Raw genomic sequence first — 19809 nt, forward strand, 5'->3', positions numbered from 1 at the left:
CAGCATTCCACCAGAACGGTCCGACATCTCGTCCGGCGACCCGATCCGGCATCATGGGTGAGGTGTCAGCACTGAATACGTACCTGTTCGGCGCCGAGGACGGCACCGAGATCCTCGCCCTGCACGGACTCACCGGTCACGGCAGACGGTGGGAGGCGCTGGCCACCGATCATCTTCCCGGCGCGCGCTGGATCTCCCCCGATCTGCTCGGTCACGGCCGTTCCACGTGGGCGCCGCCGTGGAACCTCGAGACTCACGTGGCGAGCCTCGTCGACACGCTCGACGCGCACGCGCGGGGGCCGGTCCTCGTGGTCGGTCACTCGTTCGGTTGCGCCCTCGCACTGCACCTGTCGCGGGCCGTCCCCGACCGAGTCCGGGGGCTGGTGCTCCTCGATCCCGCGATCGGGCTCGATCCCGGGACGATGCAGTCGGTGGCGGATCTCACCATCTCCTCCCCCGATTACACCGATGTCGCGGAGGCGCGGTCCGAGAAGGTGCACGGCGCGTGGGGCGAGGTCGCCCGGGACGTTCTCGAGAACGAGATCGCCGAACACCTGGTGCCGCTGGAGAACGGGCGGGTGAACTGGCGACTGTCCACCCCGGCCGTCGTCACGGCGTGGGGCGAACTGGCCCGCGAAGCGGTGCTGCCGCCTGCGCATCTGCCGACCGTCCTCGTGCAGGCGTCGAAGGTGCAGCCGCCCTATGTCACACCGGAATTCCGGAAGGCTCTCACCGACCACCTGGGTGACGATCTCACCGCCGTCGACCTCGACTGCGATCACATGGTCCCGCAGGCCCGGCCCGACGAGGTGGCCGACCTCATCCGCACCCTCCTCTGATGGTTCCCTGATGGTGGCGACGACGGAAGAACAGGTCGAGGCGGTCCGCGCGCTGGTCGCGTCGATCCCGCCCGGCCAGGTGGCCACCTACGGCGACATCGCCTCGGCAGCAGGGCTGTCCAGTCCGCGGACTGTCGGCTGGATCATGCGCACCGACTCCGCCGACCTCCCCTGGCACCGGGTGCTGGGAGCGTCGGGCCGGCCGGCGCCGCATCTCGCGCACCGGCAGATCGCGAAGCTCGAACTCGAGGGAGTTCCCATCCGGGACGGCCGCGTGGATCTCGAGGCGGCCCGCCACCGATTCGATCCCGTCGACTGAGCCCGGCCGCCTCAGCAGGTGCTCGGCGGCGGATCACCGCGGAATCGCGCGTCCATCCAGTCCAGACCCTGGGGCAGGCCCAGCGCCGCCGCCGACAGATGGTCGGGAGTCGGGGTGAGCAGCGTCTGCACCGGGGTGCCCGCGTCGCAGTACCGCCGCAAGGTGGTGTCGATCGAATCGACCGGGATCAGCGCATCCGTCGGGCTGTGCCATTCGAAGATCGGCGTGGTGGGCACGCCCGGATACAACTCCAGGCTGTTCTCCTCCATCACCTTCCACGCTTCCGGATCGTCCATGAAGTTCTTGTTGTCGGTCATCTGCGACGCGCTGTGCCCGAGCCCGAACAGCATGATCTCGTTGGTGCATCCATTGCCGATCATCTGCTTCATCAGGCGGCCCTCGTCGTTGAGCTGGCCGGTGACGTCGATCCGGTCCGGGTACTCACGCTCGAGCCCCAGTGCGGCGGCCATGGCGAGGCCGAACGCGGGATGCGGGTTGGTGCCCAGCGCCTCCGCCATCTTCACCAGGTTCATCGGGGTTCCACCCGCTGCGGCGCCGACGATGTTCAGCTCGGGGGCGTAGGTCGGTGCCAGGGCCGCAGCCCAGGCCGTCGCCATGCCGCCGCCGGAATATCCGCCCAGCCCGACCTTGCTGTTCGTCACCTGCAGTTCGGGGACCCGCTGGACGGCGCGGATGCCGTCGAGGGTGATCTGGCCACCGAGCTTGGCCGCGCCGTACGCCATCCTCGGACCCAGATGGTCGGGCAGCGCCACGGCCCACCCGCGAGCGAGCGCGATGTTGAGCCCGGCGGCCTCGCGGATCTGGTGCAGGGGGTCGGTGGTGTAGAGCTCGGTGGCGATCTTGCACTTGTTGCCCAGCGAATTGATGATGTGCTGGTAGGACACCAGCGGGCCGTCGGGGACGTGGTTCGGCGGGAGAACGTACGTGGTGTTCGCCGCGATCGGCCTGCCCTCCGAGTCCGTGGTCCGGAACAGCAGCTCCCACATCGCGCTGCCGGGGAAGTAGTACGACGGCGGCAGCTGCCGGATCTTCAGGACTTCGCCCGGCGCATGGTCGGCGACATCCACGGGTTGAATGTAGAAGGGGTCCGGATCGGCGACGGGGAAGATCGCGTCGGGAGTGGATGGCGTCAGCTGGGGCGGCGACAGCAGGGGTGGTGCCGGCAACAGCGGTTGCGCCGCGGATGCACCCGCACCCACGAGGGCGGCGGTCAGCGCGAGGACCGAGCCGAGTACAGCGGTGCCGAAGGATCTGCGAATCAACGAGCCCATGACCTACCCCACATTCAACGAGCCGGGTCGACGGCATCACTATGCCAGAGCGCCGATAAAGATCAGCACCTTTCGCGGTACCGAACAGGTCACTGACCGATACTTCGATTCACAGATAGTTTCGCCGCCCTCAGACGACGAGCGTCGGAGTCGCGGACATCGAGGCGTCTCCGGACACCACCAGTGTGGCAAGGATGTTCACCGCGGCGGCCAACTCTGACGCCGGTCGAGTGAAGGGCAACCGCTGGTGATCGTCGAACAGATGACCTGTGCCGAAGCGCGGTCCGGGTGCCAGCAGCAGGCCCCTCGGCCGCGCGGAGGCGACGAGTTCCGTCGAACTCGTCCCGGCGGGAAGTGTGCACCACAGGGACAGCCCGCCGGCAGGCAGAACGTAACTCCACCCCGGCAATTGCGCGTCGACCGCCGCCGCGAGCACGTCCCGCTGCATCCGGAGGTCTCGGCGACGCCGCTCGACCAGACGGTCGTGTTGCGCGAACAACCGCACGGCCGCCAGCTGATCCAGCACCGACACCGACAACTGCCTGCGGGCCATGATCTTTGCCATCTGCGCGGTGCGGGCAGCCTCGGCGCGGACCCAGCCGATGCGGATACCTCCCCACACGGTCTTGCTGAGGCTGCCGATCGCCACGGTCGCCGATTCGGGAACCGGGACACCGAACGGCTCGAAGCAGTCCGAGCCGTCCAGCACGAGTTCGGCCGCCACCTCGTCCACGACCGTCACCACGCCGTGACGGGCCAGCGTCGCGGCCAGCCGCCGCCTGCCCGCGGACGTCGCCCGCGCTCCGGACGGATTGGAGAAGTCCGGCATCAGGTACGCGACGGTCGGCGCGCTCTGCCGGGCAGCCCGGTCCACGTCGGCGACGAATGCGTCCGGGTCGGTCGCGTCGATCGGCACCGGGACGGGTCTGCCGCCGGCGGCCTGCACCGACTCGACCGCGCCGGGATACGTCGGGTGTTCGACGAGCACACGGTCGCCCGCCTCGACCAGCGCCTCGAACACCACTTCGGTGGCGTCGCCCGCGCCGCCGGTGACGAGGATCTGGTCCGCGGTGGTCGGGCGTCCCCGGCGCGTGTATCGGCCGGCGATTGCGGCGCGGAGCGTCGCGAGCCCGCCCGGGTGGTATCCGTGCTGGGGCATGAAGCGGGGCAGCTCGTCGACGGCGTCCAGGTAGGCCTCGCGGAGTTCGGGCGCCGCGGCCGGCGCGGCGTTGACGAGATCGACGACCCCGTCGACCGGCGAGCCGACCATGCTCCCCCAGGCCGGCGGACCCGACGGCATCGTCACGAACGTCCCCGACCCGTGCCGCGCCGACGCCCAACCAGCCTCTCTCAGTTCGCGATACGCGGCACTGACGGTCACCCGGCTGAGCCGGAGCTCCTCCGCGAGCGCACGTTCGGCGGGGAGCCGGACCCCCACGGCCATCGACCCGTCGGCGACCCTCTCGCGGAGTGCGTCCGCGAGCCCGCGGTACAGCGGTTGACCACCGGCGGTCGCCGCGCCGAGCAGCACCGCCAACTCGGCAGCCGTGACGGTCCGGACTGATTCGCTACTCATACAGGCCACTTTTCCACAGAGGACTGAAGATTGCGGTCCACTTGGCTCCGATAATCGATACATGCTGGTAATTGGAATCCTCTTGATCCTCAGTCTGGCCTCAGTGGCCTGGCTCGGCGTCAGCACAGCGCACGGCGGACGGTCGGGGCTCTCCGGCCCTCCCCGCAGCCACCTGCACAACGACTGACCGGGTGCGGCAGCATGAGGGAATGAACTCTGCCGCACCCGTTCACGCGATCGTCCTCGCCGGTGGACGAGCGACCCGGATGGGCGGCGTCGACAAGCCGGCCGTGGTCGTCGGCGGACGCCGGATGCTCGACACCGCCCTCGACGCCGTCGACGACTGCGAGCGCGTCGTCGTCGTCGGCCCGAGGCGCTCGGATCTCGATTCGACGGTCCTCCAGACCCAGGAGACGCCGCCGGGCACCGGCCCGGTGGCGGGGGTGGCCGCAGGGCTGGCCGTGCTCGACGCCGACCCGGCGGACCGGGTGATCCTGCTCGCCTCGGATCTGCCGTTCGTCAAACCCGCGACGGTCGAAACCCTCGCCGCCGCAGTGCAGGACGCCGATACCGTGTTCGCGGTCGACGAGTCGGGGCGTCTGCAGTTCCTGTTGTCCGCGTGGCGCGTCGGCGCGTTGACCGACCGGATCCGCTCGCTGGGCTCGGCCGTCAATCAGCCGATGAAGGCCCTCGTCCCGGCGACGTTCGACACCGTCCTTTTCCGCGGCGTCACCGACTGCGACACACCGGACGACATCGAGCGGGCCCGGAGCGACGCCTCGGCCGCACCGGTCACCGTCGAGGAGGCCCGGAACGCGATCCTGGCCACAGTCCCCCCACTCCCGCCGCGGTCCGCGGAGCTCGCGACCTCGCTCGGCGCCACACTCGCCGAGCCGCTGCTCGCCGCCGAGGCCCTGCCTCGCATCGCCGTCTCCGCGATGGACGGATACGCCGTCGCGGGCGAAGGTCCGTGGGTGCTGCGCGACGCCGTCCGGTACGCGGGAAGCTCCGAGGAACTCGAACTGGCGGACGGCGAGGCGGCACGCATCGCGACCGGTGCGCACCTCCCCAGCGGCGCGACCACCGTCGTGCGGGACGAGTTCGCCGTGGCGACAGACACTCCCGAGGGCCCGAGGCTGTCCCGCAGGGAGGGCACGCCCGTGCGCGACGATGCGCGGCGCCGCGGCGAGGACTGGCACGAAGGTCATCGACTCGCGGAGGAAGGGACGGCCGTCACCCCCGCTCTCCTGTCCGCAGCGGCGAGCGCGGAGGTGACCACCGCGGGCGTTCGCGGACCGGTCCGCGCGCACGTCGTGGTGACCGGGGACGAGATCCGGCGGGAAGGCCCACTGCGACGGGGGCAGACGCGCGACGCTCTGGGACCCGTTCTCCCCCAGTTCCTCTCGTCGTGCGGCATCCGGACGGTCGCCGACACCCACCTGCGTGACACGTCCGACAGCTTCGACGAACTGTTCCGGGAAGTACGCCAACCCGATCTGATCGTGATCGTCGGGGCCACCGGGGGCGGCGCGGCCGACCAGTTGCGGGCGGCGCTCGACCGGGCGGAGGCCCGGGTCGTGGTGGGGAGGGTGCGGTGCCGGCCCGGCGGTTCCCAGGTGACCGCACTGCTGCCCGACGGACGGGTGGTGCTCGGTCTGCCGGGAAACCCGTACGCCGCGGTCGCGACGCTCCTGACCACGGTTCCGTCCATCGCGGCCGCGCTCACGGGCCGCATCCCGGCACTGCCGCAGTGGGGTCGGATCGCGAATGCGTCCGAGGTCAGCGGTGACGCCACCCGCATCCTGCCGGCCGTCCCGCAGCCGGACGGCACGTGGCGCGTCGACCCCGGAATTCGCACGGCGCATCTGGCGGGCCTGATCGACCGCGAAGCGCTGGCGCTGGTCCCGGCGGGAGCGGTCGACGGCGATCTCGCCGAATTGGTGCCGCTACCGCGCTGACGCGAACCGGCGACGGATCAGCGCTGGAACGACAGCGCGCTGCGCCGCCGGAATACCACTGCGGTACCGATCGGCCACGAGACCGACGATGTCCGGATCCACGCCGAGCGGCGCCGCGACACCGTCCGCACCCGCGTCGGCGAGACGTGCGTGGAACAGTCCGTGGGCCAGGAGGTACGACGCGACGAACACGCGCTTCTCGCCCGCCGCGCGCAGCCCGGCGACCACGTCGGGAACGCGGGGTTCCGCCGTCGCCACGTAGCCGATGCGGACCGGCGAGGCCACGAGTTCCGACAGCAGCGCCGCGGCCCGGCGCACGTCGCGCAGGGCCCGGGGGTCGGACGAGCCGGCCGCGGCAAGCACGACGGCGTCGCCCGGTTGCCAGCCCGCGTCGACGAGACGCCGCAGGAGGACATCCGCGAGAACGGGGTCCGGTCCGAGTGCCCGCGTGACGGCCACGGACGGGTGGCCGCTGTCCGCGACCTCCCGGGGAACGTCGGTGTGGACGTGGTAGCCCGAGGCGAGGAACGCCGGGACCACGACCGCGGGGCCGGGGATGTCGCGGAGTACCTCGGCGGGCGAGGGTCCGAGGACGTCCACGAAGGACACCCGGGTGGGTCCGACCCGCTCGGCGACGGCGTCGGCGAGCGCGGCGATCATTTCCACGCCTCGGGGACTCCGCGTTCCGTGTGCCACCAGTACCAGTGCTGTGTCGTTCATGGCTGTCCCTCCTCACGTGAATCGACGCAGTCGACGGGGTCGAGGGCGAGGCGGTATCCCCGCTTGACCACCGTCTGGACTGCTTTCGGTGCGCCCAGGGACGCGCGCAACCTCGCGACCGCCGTCTCCACGGCGTGGGTGTCGCCGCCACCGCCGGGCAGTGCCGCGAGCAGTTCGTCGCGTGGCACGACCCGGCCGGGGCGGGCGCCGAGTGTGCGCATCAGCGACATCGCAGCCGGAGGCAGCTGACGCACTTCGCCGTCGACGACGACGCATCCACCGCGGATGCTCAGCTCGTGCCCGGCGGTCTGGATCTTGTTCGCCCGCCGCGGCAGCTCGTCGGCGAGGTGCCGGGCGAGCGCGCCGAGCCGCGACCGCGCCGGCATCGTCGTCGGGACCTCGAGTTCGCGCAGTGGTCCGGCGGTCACCGGCCCCACGCAGGCCGCGAGGACTCGGTGCCGGAACGAGTGGAGGACCATCTCGATCATTCCGGTCTCCTTGGCACGGGTCAGCAGCGAGGCCACGGCCGGTGCGCTGGTGAAGCTGACGGCGTCGAGTCCGCCGGTGGCGATGAGCTCGATCATCCGGTCCATCGGGGCCTGGTCTTCGAGCGGAGTCCACCGGTACACGGGGACGGCGATGACGTCCGCACCCGCGCAGCGCAGCACCTCGCAGAAGTCCGCGACCGGCTCCCACTCCGTGGTGGCACCGTGCAGCTGCACCGCGATGCGTTTGCCTTCGACGCCCTCACCGAGCAGATGATCGAGCACCTCGGCCGAGGACTCCGAGGCGGGCGACCACTCTTCCCGCAGGTCCGCGGCCCGGATCGCGCCCTTCGCCTTGGGGCCACGGGCGAGCAGGCGGCTCGAGGCCAGCGCCTCGCTCAGTTCCTCCGCTTCGCCCCAGCCGTCCGCGGCCTCCATCCACCCGCGGAAGCCGATACCGGTGGTCGCGACCACGATCTCCGGCGGGTTGCCGATGATCTCGCGCGTGACACGCTCGAGTTCCGTGTCGTCGGCCAACGGGATGATGCGGATGGCCGGGGCGTGCACCACGGTGGCGCCGCGCCGCGTCAGCAGCATGGCGAACTCTTCCGCACGCCGAGAGGCCGTGATCCCGACCGTGAACCCGCACAGGGGCGTCGCGTCGTTCACGCGTTCGTGCTGTGGACCTGGACGACGCCTGCCCACACCCGTACGTCGTACACGGGCAACCGCACCGAATCGTCGTCGAGGCAGCGACCATCGACCAGCGAGAACACCTGCTTGAGCAGCGGCGACGCCACCGTGGGCTCGCCTGCCCGGTCACCGACCAGGCCACGGGACATCACGGCTGCGCGGCCGAACGGGTCGATGTTGCCCACGGCGTGCAGGGATCCGTCCTCGAGCAGGAACAGTGCGACCTGTTCCCCACCGCGCAGCAGCACCGCCACCCCGAGTCCGGGAATCAGCTGGCTGAGCGGGCACGCGGACGTCCATTCGAGACGGCCTGACTTGACGCTCTCGCGCCTGGTTCCACTGGCACTGTGCACGTTCATGTCGACGACGGTCATCACAGTCCTCCTTCGGGCTGGTGTGTATCCGTACTTGGATACATGGTTCGTGGTCGGTGTTTCCGCAGCGTTAAGCGGGGATTACTCCGGTGTAGAAGCTGCGAATTTCGGCATTCCCATCAGAACCGGGACCTTCCGAACACCCGTGTCGTCGAATGCGACGGTCGGATCGGCTTCCTCGGGCGCGTTGACGAACGACACGAACCGCGACAGCTTCTCCGGGTCGTCGAGCACACCCGCCCATTCGTCTTTGTAACCCTCGACGTGCTTGGCCATCGCCGCCTCGAGCTCGGCCGCGATACCCAGGCTGTCTTCGCACACCACGGCCTTGAGATGGTCGAGGCCGCCTTCCAGGGAGTCGACCCACGGCGCGGTCCGCTGCAGGCGGTCGGCCGTGCGGATGTAGAACATGAGGTAGCGGTCGATGTAGGCGACCAGGGTGGCGTCGTCGAGTCCGCCGGCGAGCAGCTGGGCGTGCTTCGGGGACTGACCGCCGTTGCCGCCGACGTACAGGTTCCAGCCGTTCTCGGTGGCGATGATGCCGACGTCCTTGCCGCGGGCCTCGGCGCATTCGCGGGCACAGCCCGAGACGCCGAACTTGATCTTGTGCGGAGACCGCAGGCCGCGGTACCGGTTCTCGAGGTTCACGGCCATCCCGACCGAGTCCTGCACGCCGTAGCGGCACCAGGTGGACCCGACGCAGCTCTTCACGGTGCGCAGCGACTTGCCGTAGGCCTGGCCCGACTCCATGCCGGCGTCGACGAGACGCTTCCAGATTGCGGGCAGCTGCTCGACGCGGGCGCCGAACAGGTCGATGCGCTGACCGCCGGTGACCTTCGTGTACAGACCGAAGTCGCGGGCCACCTCGCCGATGACGATGAGCTGCTCGGGCGTGCACTCGCCGCCCGGCATGCGCGGCACCACCGAGTAGGTGCCGTTCTTCTGGATGTTGGCGAGGAAGTGGTCGTTCGTGTCCTGCAGTCCCGCCTGGTTGCGGTGCAGGATGTGGTCCGAGTCGGTGGACGCCAGGATCGAGGCGACTACGGGCTTGCAGATGTCGCAGCCCGAACCCTTCCCGTACTTCGAGATGAGCGCGGAGAACGTCCTCGTGTTCGTGGCCTGGACGATCTCGAACAGCTCGGCGCGGGACTGCTCGAAGTGCTCGCACAGCGCCTTCGACATCACCACGCCCGACGACGCGAGGAGCTGCTTGATGGTCGGGAGGCAGCCACCGCAGGTGGTTCCGGCGTTGGTGCAGCTCTTGACCTGTGCGATGTCGCAGGCACCGTCGGCGATGGCCCCGCAGATCGCGCCCTTGGTGACGCCGTTGCAGGAGCACACCTCGGCGTCGTCGGGCAGGGACCCGGCTCCGGGCTTCTCGCCCGCGGGCGAGATGAGCGACGCCGGGTCGCCCGGCAGTTCGCGGCCGACGAGGGGCCGCAGCGACGCGTAGGCGGAGGCGTCGCCGACGAGGATGCCGCCGAGCAGCGTCTTCGCGTCGTCGGACACGACGAGCTTGGCGTAGGTGCCCTTAGCGGCGTCGCTGAGGACCACCTCCAGGGCGCCCGGAGTCTGCGCGTGGGCGTCGCCGAAGCTGGCGACGTCGACACCCATCAGCTTGAGCTTGGTGGAGAGGTCGGCGCCGGGGAACTCCGCCGCGCCACCGAGCAGGCGGTCCGCGACGATCTCCGCGGTGGTGTAGCCGGGAGCGACGAGGCCGTAGCACCGTCCCTCCACCGCGGCGCACTCGCCGACCGCGTAGATGTTCTCGTCCGACGTGCGGCAACCGAGGTCCGTGATGATCCCGCCTCGCTCGCCGACGTCGAGTCCGGCGTCTCGGGCGAGCTGGTCCTGCGGTCGCACACCGGCGGAGAACACGAGAAGCGCAGCCTCGATCACCGAACCGTCGGACAGTTCGACGCTGATCCCGTCGGGACCCTCGGTAATGCCCGCGGTGCCGACGCCGGTGTGGACGGTGAGTCCCAGGTCGGTGACGAGGTTGGCGAGCAGCGCGCCGCCGCCCTCGTCGACCTGGAGCGGCATCAGCCGGGGCGCGAATTCGACGACGTGCGGGGTCATGCCCATCAGCTTGAGGGCGTTCGCGGCCTCGAGGCCGAGCAGGCCGCCGCCGACCACGACACCGACCGCGCCGGGGCCGGCCGCGTCGGCGCACTTCCGGATGCCGTCGAGGTCGTCGAGCGTGCGGTAGACGAAGCACTCCGGCCGATCGTGTCCGGGGATCGGCGGCACAAAGGGGTAAGAACCGGTGGCCATCACGAGAGCGTCGTAACCGACGACCTCACCCGAATCGGTAGTGACCTTGCGGGACTCGCGATCGATGGCGGCCGCCCGGCGGCCGATCCGCAGGTCGACGAGAGCGTCGTCCGGGTAGTCGTTACCCGCGAGCGCAAGCTCCTTGGGGTCCCACGCCCCCACGTAGGAGGACAGTCCCACCCGGTCGTACGCGGGGAGGGGCTCCTCGCAGAGCACCGTCACCGACCAGTCGTCCGACTCGTCGCGTGCGCGCAACGCCTCGACGAACCGGTGTCCGACCATTCCGTGTCCGATGACCACTGCTGACTTGCGGCTCATGCCGTCGCTCCTTCTAGCTGAATTACTCGAGTTCATGCGGTACTGCGAGAGGTCACGCCGAGACCGACACCTTTTCGTCGTCGCCGTCGGTGACTGCGACGCCGTGCGAGGAGGGCCGGCGCAGGAAGACGAACCAGGTGACGAAGATGCACACGACGTAGAAGGCGAGGAACACCCAGAACGCCATGGTCGCCGACTTGGCGGGGCTGCTGTACGAGGCGCGGAGAATCAGGTTGATACCGACGCCACCGAGGCCGCCGATGGCTCCGGCGAAGCCGATGAGCGCACCCGACATCGAGCGGGACCAGCTGGCCCGGTCCTCGCGGCTCACTCCCTCGAGGCTCTGCGCCTTCGCTTCGAAGATCGACGGGATCATCTTGTAGACGGAGCCGTTGCCGATGCCGGACAGCAGGAAGAGGGCGATGAAGCCGAGGACGAACGTGGCCATGACACCACCGGTGGCGGCGCCGGCCGTGCCGTCGTCGATCGTGCCCGCGGTGACGAGCACACCGGCGGCGAGTGCCATCGCGGCGAAGGTGTAGAGGGTGATCCTGCCGCCGCCGATCCGGTCGGCGAGCTTGCCGCCCATCGGACGGGCGATGGAGCCGAGCAGCGGACCGATGAACGCGATCTGTGCGGCGTGCAGTGCTGCCTGTGCGGGGGTTGCGCCGCCGGCGAGGAAGTTGATCTGCAGAACCTGGCCGAACGCGAAGCTGAAGCCGATGAACGAACCGAACGTGCCGATGTAGAGGAAGCTCACCACCCAGGAGTGCGAGAACTTCAGGGTCGCGCCCATCGCCCGGAGGTCGGCCTTCTGATTGCCGAGATTGTCCATGAACAGCGAGGCGCCGACCGCGGCGACGGCGATGAGGACGAGGTAGACGGAACACACGATCCACGGCTCGGTGTTACCGACCGTCGCGATCACGAGGAGGCCGATCAGCTGGATCATCGGGACACCGATGTTGCCGCCACCGGCGTTGAGCCCGAGGGCCCAGCCCTTGAGCCGCTGCGGGTAGAACGCGTTGATGTTGGTCATCGACGACGCGAAGTTGCCGCCACCGACGCCGGCGAGAGCGGCCACCAACATGAACGTGGTGTACGACGCCCCGGGGTTCATCATCAGGTACAGCGTGAACAGCGTTGGGACGAGTAGCACGAGGGCGCTGAAGACGGTCCAGTTACGGCCACCGAACTTGGCCGTCGCCACCGTGTAGGGGATCCGCAGAATCGAACCGACCAGGGTCGGGACCGCGACGAGGAAGAATTTGCCCGCAGCGTCGATGCCGTAGATGTCGGTCGGCATGAACAGCACCATCACGGACCAGATCGACCAGACGGAGAAGCCGACGTGCTCGGCGATCACCGACCAGATCAGATTCCGCTTGGCAACGTCCTTGCCGCCCGCCTCCCAGGCGTCGACGTCTTCCGCGTCCCAGTGCTCGATGTAATGCTTCACCCGGGCCTCCTCGTTGTGTGGGAGACCCAAAGGTAGAAAACCGGTGTTGCGCCGGTGCTGCGGTCGGTGACCACAACGTCAACTGATTCTCACTTTTCGGCCAGGCCGATGTGAGGTTTCCTGCATGTTTCCTAGGCGTGTCGAAGAGCGTCCTCAGGCTCCGAATCGGCGTGCCAGCTGTCCTCGAGCATGCGCGGCTTGCACGCCTGGAACGCTGCTATGAGGAGGATCATCACGCCGAACGTCAAGAATCCGAACGACAGGGTCCACCCGCCGGACGCATCGTGGAACACGCCGAACAGTAGCGGACCGAGGCACGCGACGGCATAGCCCACGCCCTGCGTGAAACCGGACAGCGTCGACGATCCGATGTGGCTGCGCGTGCGGAGATTGATCAGTGTCAGCGACATCGGGAACGTGCTGGGCCCGAGTCCGAGCAGCACGATCCACAGGATGGGCGCGCTCATGGGGGCGAGCAGCAGTCCGCTGAAGGACACGAGGTAGCAGACCGCGCACCCGATCACGATCGGGAACGGGTTGCGCATGCGCGCGCACAGTGTGGGAGCGCCGAACGCCGCGACGAGGCCCATGAAGGAGAACAGTCCCACCATGGCACCGCCGAACGCCTCGCTCGCACCGGCGTCCGCGAGGATGTCGGGAATCCAGGTGAACATCGAGTACGTGATCATCGACGTCATCCCGAACATGCCGGCCATCCCCCAGCCGACGGGTGAACGCCACGCGTTTCCGTGCGGACGGTCCGCCGGGACGTTCGCGGGCGGTGCGGTCGCCACGACCACTGCGCGACGTCGTTCGCGGGTGAGAAGGAGAATCCACGGCACCGCCGCGGCGAATCCGAGGACTGCCCACACTCCGATCGAGAACCGCCAGCCGAATGCCTCCGCGAGCGGGACCGCGACGAACGCGGGCGCGATGGTGCCGATCTGCACGCCGACGATGTACACCGAGCTCATAACGGCCAGGCGGTCGGAGAAGTACCGTTTCACGAGCGGGGGAATCACCACGTTGCCGATCCCCATACCGGCGAGTGCGAGCGCCGACAGCGCGAGCAACGACCAGGTGTCGCTCATCAGGGCCCTCGTGAGCATGCCCACTGCGGCCATCAGCATGGCGGCGAGGGCCGTGCGTTCCAGGCCCCACCGCTTCGCGATGAGCGGCGTTCCGAGCCCGAACAGGGCGAACATCGCCGTCGGGACCATTCCGAACACCCCGACGATCGTCGGCGAGAATCCGATGTCCTCCCGAATCTGGGAGGCCAACGGGGAAAAGGACGTGACCGCCAGTCTCAGCACGAGAGCCGACATGGCGATCGCACAGAAGACGAGGAGGCGGCCGCGTAGAAGAGTCACGAGAGAAATCATAGGATGACCGGATGACCTTTGGAAAACCCGTGCAGCGTTCGAGTCTGATCTCACAGGTCACCGAGCAACTGCGCGACGAGATCTGCAGCGGACGGTGGGCGGTGGGCGAGAAGATCCCGACCGAGACCGCGCTGTCCGAACTCACCGGAACAGGACGGAACACCGTCCGTGAAGCAGTGCAGGCCCTCGTCCACACCGGACTGCTGGAACGGCGTCAGGGATCGGGCACGTACGTCGTCGCCACCTCCGACGTCGGGGGCACACTCGGCAAATACTTCGCGGGCGCGCACGAGCGCGACGTCACCGAACTGCGGCAGGCGCTCGACGTCACGGCCGCCGCCCTCGCCGCCCGGCGACGCACCCCGGACGACGTCGCACGCCTGCAGAGCCTCCTCGACGAGCGCCGCCGATGCTGGGCCGCATCCGACACCGAGGCCGCCGTCGCGGCCGACGTGACGCTGCACCGAGCGATCGTCGAAGCGAGTCACAACGCCGTGTATCTCGAGTTCTACGACTCACTGCTGCCCTCGATCGCCCAGACCGTCGACCGGCACGTACACGCGACCGGAGCGGGGTTCCACGACGAGCACGGGCGTCTGATCCAGGCCGTGGTCGACGGGGACGAGACCGCGGCGGCCACCGCCGCCCGCGACCTGTTCGCGGAACTGCTCACCTAGAGCAGGAGGCGGACCACGTCGGCCGTGCGAGCGAGTCCGGGAAACGCCTCGGCCGTGGACCGAGGATGCAGCACGTGGACGGCGAGCCTGAACAGCACGGCACGCAGCAGCATCTGCGGCCACTCCGGCAGATCTTCCCAGCGCCCGATCAGAGCCTCGTCGGCCCCACCCCAGGAGATGGCGTCCACCACGGCCACCGCCGCCGCCCACGACGCGGGACGCCAGTACGGGGTGATGTCGGTGATGCCGGGTGCGAGCGCGCCGGCGAACAGGACGGTGCCGAACAGGTCCCCGTGCACCAGTTGGTCGGGGCTCGTGACGGGCTTGCGCAGAGTCGCGAGACCGGTGATCAGTTCGAGACTCTTCCGGCCGTCGGGCGACGGCGTCTCGAGCTGTTCGGCGCCCTTCGCGCTACGGAGAGGGATCTTCTCCCAGGCGGCCCGGTCGGCCGCGACGAACACGTCGACCTCCGCCCACGGCGCGACCGGGGGCTGCACCAGGAACCGGGGCCGGTCGAGCTGCGAGGTGGCGGCGTGGAGGCGTCCCGACATCGACACGACCTCGTCGTGACGCGGTTCGGGTGTGCCTTCGATGAACGTGTCGGCGCGCCACCCCGAGACCACGTACCTGCCGTCGGTGGAACGGACCGGACGCGCGAGCCGCACCCCGTCCACCTCGAGTGTCTCGCGGACCTTGGCGGACCATGCCGCGCGCGCGTGGTCGGCGACGGCTGACAGGACTACGTCTCCACACAGCCACCCGCCGTCCCAGTCCGCACCGAGCGGGATGGGCTCGACTTCCCGGAGGCCGAACGTGGAGCACACGTGTTGAGGGGGTTGGCCTGTGCTCACGAACTCAACGCTACCGCCGGGTGGGCCGGGGACAGCGCAAGGCGCGCTGGCCCGGAGACGGCAATCACGCCGCGGCCGGCGTCAGTAGACGGGCAGGCTCGTGTCCACCTGTTTCGCCCACGCGATGACGCCGCCCTGCAGATGTGTGGCGTCGGAGAAGCCCGCTTTCTTCAGCGCGGCCAGCGCCTCCGCCGACCTCACGCCCGTCTTGCAGTGCAGCACGATCGGCTTGTTCTGCGGAAGCTCCGACAGCGCCTCCCCCGACAGGATGCGGTCCTTGGGGATCAGCACCGCACCGGGCAGGTGGACGATGTCCCACTCGACCGGCTCGCGCACGTCGATCAGTTCGATCTCCTTGCCGGAGTCGAGGAGAGCGCGCAGTTCGGTGGCGGTGATGGTCGACCCGGCCGCCGCAGCCTGGCCCTCGTCGGACACGACCCCACAGAACGCGTCGTAGTCGATCAGTTCGGTGATCGGAGTCCGCGCCGGGTCACGGCGCAACGTGATGGTGCGGTACGTCATGTCGAGCGCGTCGTAGACCATCAGCCGTCCGAGCAGCGATTCGCCGATGCCGGTGATCAACTTCACCGCCTCGGTCGCCATGATCGATCCGATCGACGCGCACAGCACGCCGAGCACGCCGCCCTCGGCGCAGGACGGCACCATGCCGGGCGGCGGCGCCTCCGGGTACAGATCGCGGTAGTTGAGTCCGCGACCGTTCGGCGCGTCCTCCCAGAACACGGACGCCTGACCTTCGAAACGGTAGATGGAACCCCACACGTACGGCTTGTGCGCCAGCACGGCGGCATCGTTGACGAGGTACCGGGTGGCGAAGTTGTCGGTGCCGTCGAGGATCAGGTCGTACTGCTCGAACAATTCGACGGCGTTGTCGGGCTCGAGGCGGAACTCGTGCAACCGGACGTCGACGTTGTCGTTGATCTCGCGGATCGAATCGCGCGCGCTCTCGGCCTTGGGACGGCCCACGTCGGAGCGGCCGTGGATGACTTGACGCTGCAGGTTCGACATGTCGACCTCGTCGAACTCGACGATGCCGATCGTCCCCACACCGGCCGCTGCCAGGTAGAGCAGGGCCGGGGAGCCGAGGCCGCCCGCACCGATGACGAGGACCTTCGCGTTCTTCAGGCGCTTCTGCCCGGCCATGCCGACGTCCGGGATGATCAGGTGCCTGCTGTACCGCGCCACCTCGTCACGGGAAAGTTCGGCGTCGGGTTCCACCAGCGGCGGCAGTGCCCCGGTGGTCTTCACAGAACGGTCAAGCGACACGGTCCACTCCTGACGATTGCGCGACAGCTTCCGATGTGTCGGACAGCATTGAATTCAACGTCCCGACGGGGTCCATTCTTCCCCTCACCCGAGCAGTCGCGCCGGGGCGGTCCCTGCTCACGCCCTGGGGAACGGCCACGGGTTGAAATGGCAGGTCAACCCGTTCATCGGGACGATGCCCTCGGGGTCGAGCTGCGCGATGTCGTTGTTGGCCGTCCCGAACGTCTGCTGCATCATCACCGGCGCGAGGCCACCCTCCGTCTCGCACGGCTGGTGGTCCTGGTAGCCGATGGCGTGGCCGACCTCGTGGTTGATCTGGTACTGCCGGTAGGACCCGATGTCGCCCTGGAACGCGATCGCGCCGCGCACCCAGCGCGGCTCGTTGAGGACGACGCGGTCGATACCGGGGTTGTAGCAGGACACCTCGAGCTGGATGTCGTAGCCGCACGCGTCACGAATCGTCATCTGCGACGTCAGTGACACCCGGAAGTCGGGGTCGCCCTGGTCGACGCGGCGGAACGCGAACCGCGGGTCCTTCGTCCAGCTCTTCGGGTTCGACAGCGTCTGGTCGACCATCCGGCCGAACGACTCGTCGCCGCCGAATCCGGAGGTGTCGACGCCGTCCTCGATCTCCACGCTGTAGGTGAATTCACGTTCGGTGCCCTGCCCGACCTTCGGCCCGGCTCCGGGAACCACGTGCCAGGTGCCGGCGCCCACCGCGGTGAACGGGCCTCCCTCCGGTAACGCGCCCGACGGAAGTTCGGCGGCGAAGTTCCCGTCGGCCTCCGGCGGGACCCCGATGACGCTCGAGCCGTCGGTGTCGCGGGACAGGGTGCCGAACCCGGGGGTGTCGGTCTCGGCGGTCGTCTCGTTGGCCCCGGTGTCCCGGACCGCGTCGACCACGACGAGAACGGTGACGACCAGCAGGATCGGGATGGCGTAGGCGCGCCAACCGTAGGTGGAGACGAACCGGCCGATGCGGCTCTGCTTCCTCGCCTGCCGCTCGGGACGCGGGTTCCGGGGCCGGCCGACGTCGCGGCTGGTCGGGTCCCATTGCGCACGCAGTGGTTGATGCGACTGCGCTCGCGGCGCCGACTGCGAGGCGCGGGGAGGGACTTCACGCTGGTCGATGCTGCGCGATCGTCGCTCCCCGTCCTCGGAGCTCTGCGGAGCCCGGCCGCGAACACGCGGTCCTCCTCGGTCAGTCACGCAGCCCAGAATCTCACAGTCCGGCACCACCTCGTCCCAGCGCACTGTCCGCTGCTCATTCGGCGTGTCACGCGGATGCTGCCCGCAACGTCGCGGCTATCGGGATCACCAGGTGCCCTCGAGGCCACCGGCGCGTCAGCTACCGGTCAGACAATATCCTTGACCGGGCGAGTCCAGCGAGTCCACCATGAACGGTTCACTACGCGCGGGTATCGTTCACACAGTTACACAGAATGTGACGCGGAATACTTGTGCAGATTGGAAGCGCTATGACTGAACTCGCGGATCGGACGAACTCCGATCGCGATGCCACCACCGGAAAGGGCACCGGGGCCCGCCGCAGCACGCGACTCCCCCGTGACGCCCGGCGACTGCAGCTACTCGCCGCAGCCAGCGAGGTCTTCGTCACGCGCGGGTACCACGCTGCCGGTATGGACGAGATCGCCGAGTGCGCCGGTGTGAGCAAGCCCGTCCTGTACCAGCACTTTCCCGGCAAGCTCGAGCTGTATGTGGCCGTGCTGCAGAGCTATGTCGACAGCCTGATCTCCGGTGTCCGGCAGGCGCTGCGTTCGACCACGGACAACAAGCAGCGCGTCCGTGCCGCGGTGCAGGCGTTCTTCGACTTCGTCGACAACGACTCGCAGGGCTTCCGCCTCGTGTTCGAGTCGGACCTCATGGGTGAGCCGCAGGTGCAGAGCCGCGTCGAGCAGGCCACCGAGGCCTGCGTGGACGCCGTGTTCGACCTCGTCAGCCACGACTCCGGTCTCGACCCGTACCGCGCCCGAATCCTCGCCGTCGGCTTGGTGGGCGCCAGCCAGTTCACCGCGCGGTACTGGCTCGAGGCTGCACGCCCGATCCCGAAGGAAGAGGCGGTCGACACCACCGTGACACTCGCCTGGGGCGGTCTGTCCCGCGTGCCGCTGCATCCCGAACAGCGCTAGCACCGTGCATGAGAAAGGGCCCGCAGTCGAGTCGACTGCGGGCCCTTTCTCGTGTGCTCACTTGGTCGGAGCGAAACCGACCTTGCGGATATCGGACGGGCCGATCTCCACGTAGGCGATCTTGCTGGACTGAATGAGGTACTTGCGTCCCTTGTCGTCCTGCAGAGACAAGATCCCGTCGCCTCCGGCGAGGGCGTCCGAGACCAATGTCTCGACCTCGTCCGGGGTCTGCTCGCTGCTGACGATGAGCTCACGCGGGCTGTCGATTACACCGATCTTGACCTCCACGGTCAACCTCCGAACTCTCCGAGAAACATCAGCTGTCCTGGCCAGGCTAATGCAGCCGCCGCCGCGGGTGCGCGTCTGTGGGCTGTGCCCTGAGCGAACACGTGCCGTCACAGCAGGCACGACGGCGGTGCCGTCACACAAGCCCCAGCACGGCCATGCGTTCGGCGTGCATCTCCTGCATGCGGTCGAACAGCGCGACGACCCCGTTGAGGTCGCCGGACGCGGAGATGACGAGTTCGGTCAGCGCCTCCCGCTGCGCGAGGACGAACTGTGCCTGGGTGATGGCCTCGCCGAGCAGTCGCCGGCCCCACAGCATGAGGCGGTCCTTGTCGCGGCTGCTGGCCTTGATCGCCTGCTGCACCTCGTGGACGACGAACTCCGAGTGGCCGGTCTGCGAGAGCACCTCCTCGACCGTCCGCGAGGCCTCGGCGGGCAGTGAGTGCCCGATTTCGCGGTAGAAGTCCGCGGCGATCCCGTCGCCGACGTACGCCTTCACCAATGCCTCGAGCCACGTCGACGGGGTGGTGGACGCGTGATAGTTGTCCAGTGCGCGGACGAAGGGGTCCATTGCCTCGTAGATGTCGAACCCGCGGGCGGTCAGAGCCTTCTCGAGCATCTCGAAGTGACCCATCTCGGCAGCCGCCATGCTCGCGAGTGCCACTTTGCCCTGCAGGGTGCGCGCCATCAGCGCGTCCTCGGACAGCCGGTAGAACGCGGAGATCTCGCCGTACGCGAGGACCGCGAAGAGTTCACTGACGCCGGGGTGATCAGCGGGAATGGTGGAATCAGAGGATGCAGGCGTGTTGGGCTCCATGGCGCCACAGCCTAGTGTGTCGGGCAGTGATGTTTGCCATGCGTAACCAGTTGTGG

19 protein-coding genes are annotated in these 19809 nt (G+C 68.8%); 6 read left to right on the plus strand and 13 right to left on the minus strand.

The window, feature by feature from the left end; genetic code table 11:
* The first annotated feature begins 53 nt into the window (after window positions 1-53).
* Both RJ1_RS07130 and RJ1_RS07135 read left to right on the plus strand, forming a co-directional pair.
* Window positions 54-839 (plus strand): alpha/beta fold hydrolase, encoded by a 786-nt coding sequence (locus RJ1_RS07130; RefSeq protein WP_073359253.1) that lies wholly within the window; start codon window positions 54-56, stop codon window positions 837-839.
* Window positions 840-849: 10 nt separating this feature from the next.
* Window positions 850-1158 (plus strand): MGMT family protein, encoded by a 309-nt coding sequence (locus RJ1_RS07135; protein WP_073359254.1) that lies wholly within the window; start codon window positions 850-852, stop codon window positions 1156-1158.
* Window positions 1159-1169: 11 nt separating this feature from the next.
* On the opposite strand, the gene RJ1_RS07140 is transcribed toward RJ1_RS07135, so the two are convergent.
* Together RJ1_RS07140 and yczR are read right to left on the minus strand one after the other, a co-directional pair.
* Window positions 1170-2450 (minus strand): lipase family protein, encoded by a 1281-nt coding sequence (locus RJ1_RS07140; RefSeq protein WP_073359255.1) that lies wholly within the window; start codon window positions 2448-2450, stop codon window positions 1170-1172.
* Window positions 2451-2580: 130 nt separating this feature from the next.
* Entirely contained in the window at window positions 2581-4026 is a 1446-nt protein-coding gene (gene yczR / locus RJ1_RS07145; RefSeq protein ID WP_073359256.1) for a MocR-like transcription factor YczR, read from the minus strand.
* A 61-nt stretch (window positions 4027-4087) separates the two neighbouring features.
* On the opposite strand from yczR, the gene RJ1_RS47530 reads away from it, so the two are divergent.
* Window positions 4088-4213 carry a hypothetical protein gene (locus RJ1_RS47530; RefSeq protein WP_255284869.1) on the plus strand — a complete coding sequence of 42 codons (126 nt, stop codon included), beginning with the start codon at window positions 4088-4090 and terminating at the stop codon, window positions 4211-4213.
* Window positions 4214-4235: 22 nt separating this feature from the next.
* Window positions 4236-5984: an NTP transferase domain-containing protein gene (locus RJ1_RS07150; RefSeq protein WP_073359257.1), complete on the plus strand. Its 1749-nt coding sequence runs from the start codon at window positions 4236-4238 to the stop codon at window positions 5982-5984.
* On the opposite strand, the gene RJ1_RS07155 is transcribed toward RJ1_RS07150, so the two are convergent.
* From RJ1_RS07155 to RJ1_RS07180, 6 genes are all read right to left on the minus strand, one after another.
* Window positions 5973-6704, minus strand: coding sequence for a sirohydrochlorin chelatase (locus RJ1_RS07155; protein ID WP_143048957.1), 732 nt, complete (start codon window positions 6702-6704; stop codon window positions 5973-5975). The two genes, RJ1_RS07150 and RJ1_RS07155, sit on opposite strands and share 12 nt — an antisense overlap.
* Entirely contained in the window at window positions 6701-7858 is a 1158-nt protein-coding gene (locus RJ1_RS07160; RefSeq protein ID WP_073359258.1) for a uroporphyrinogen-III synthase, read from the minus strand. Before RJ1_RS07160 ends, RJ1_RS07155 begins: the two co-directional genes overlap by 4 nt.
* Window positions 7855-8256, minus strand: coding sequence for a nitrite reductase small subunit NirD (gene nirD, locus RJ1_RS07165; protein WP_073359259.1), 402 nt, complete (start codon window positions 8254-8256; stop codon window positions 7855-7857). Before nirD ends, RJ1_RS07160 begins: the two co-directional genes overlap by 4 nt.
* A gap of 81 nt (window positions 8257-8337) precedes the next feature.
* Entirely contained in the window at window positions 8338-10848 is a 2511-nt protein-coding gene (nirB, locus tag RJ1_RS07170; RefSeq protein ID WP_073359260.1) for a nitrite reductase large subunit NirB, read from the minus strand.
* A 52-nt stretch (window positions 10849-10900) separates the two neighbouring features.
* The gene (locus tag RJ1_RS07175) at window positions 10901-12307 is read right to left on the minus strand and encodes an MFS transporter (RefSeq protein ID WP_240319976.1); all 1407 of its coding nucleotides are present in this window, start codon (window positions 12305-12307) and stop codon (window positions 10901-10903) included.
* A gap of 131 nt (window positions 12308-12438) precedes the next feature.
* The gene (locus tag RJ1_RS07180; RefSeq protein WP_073359262.1) at window positions 12439-13689 is read right to left on the minus strand and encodes a CynX/NimT family MFS transporter; all 1251 of its coding nucleotides are present in this window, start codon (window positions 13687-13689) and stop codon (window positions 12439-12441) included.
* Between the two features lie 11 nt (window positions 13690-13700).
* Here RJ1_RS07180 and RJ1_RS07185 point away from each other — a divergent pair, with 11 nt between their 5' ends.
* Window positions 13701-14366, plus strand: coding sequence for a FadR/GntR family transcriptional regulator (locus RJ1_RS07185; protein WP_073359263.1), 666 nt, complete (start codon window positions 13701-13703; stop codon window positions 14364-14366).
* Here RJ1_RS07185 and RJ1_RS07190 read toward each other — a convergent pair.
* From RJ1_RS07190 to RJ1_RS07200, 3 genes are all read right to left on the minus strand, one after another.
* The gene (locus tag RJ1_RS07190; protein WP_005562508.1) at window positions 14363-15217 is read right to left on the minus strand and encodes a TIGR02569 family protein; all 855 of its coding nucleotides are present in this window, start codon (window positions 15215-15217) and stop codon (window positions 14363-14365) included. The two genes, RJ1_RS07185 and RJ1_RS07190, sit on opposite strands and share 4 nt — an antisense overlap.
* A gap of 81 nt (window positions 15218-15298) precedes the next feature.
* Window positions 15299-16483, minus strand: a complete 1185-nt coding sequence (moeZ, locus tag RJ1_RS07195) for an adenylyltransferase/sulfurtransferase MoeZ (protein WP_073359264.1) — start codon at window positions 16481-16483, stop codon at window positions 15299-15301.
* Between the two features lie 135 nt (window positions 16484-16618).
* Window positions 16619-17755 carry a DUF3152 domain-containing protein gene (locus RJ1_RS07200; RefSeq protein ID WP_143048956.1) on the minus strand — a complete coding sequence of 379 codons (1137 nt, stop codon included), beginning with the start codon at window positions 17753-17755 and terminating at the stop codon, window positions 16619-16621.
* 224 nt (window positions 17756-17979) lie between these two features.
* Between RJ1_RS07200 and fasR the strand changes: the two genes are divergently transcribed.
* Window positions 17980-18651: an HTH-type transcriptional activator FasR gene (fasR, locus tag RJ1_RS07205; protein ID WP_073359265.1), complete on the plus strand. Its 672-nt coding sequence runs from the start codon at window positions 17980-17982 to the stop codon at window positions 18649-18651.
* Window positions 18652-18708: 57 nt separating this feature from the next.
* On the opposite strand, the gene RJ1_RS07210 is transcribed toward fasR, so the two are convergent.
* Window positions 18709-18939 carry a DUF3107 domain-containing protein gene (locus tag RJ1_RS07210; RefSeq protein WP_073359266.1) on the minus strand — a complete coding sequence of 77 codons (231 nt, stop codon included), beginning with the start codon at window positions 18937-18939 and terminating at the stop codon, window positions 18709-18711.
* Between the two features lie 133 nt (window positions 18940-19072).
* Window positions 19073-19753, minus strand: coding sequence for a ferritin-like fold-containing protein (locus RJ1_RS07215; protein ID WP_073359267.1), 681 nt, complete (start codon window positions 19751-19753; stop codon window positions 19073-19075).
* Window positions 19754-19809 lie beyond the last annotated feature (56 nt).

This window comes from Rhodococcus jostii NBRC 16295 (assembly GCF_001894825.1).
GTDB classification, from domain to species: domain Bacteria; phylum Actinomycetota; class Actinomycetes; order Mycobacteriales; family Mycobacteriaceae; genus Rhodococcus_F; species Rhodococcus_F jostii.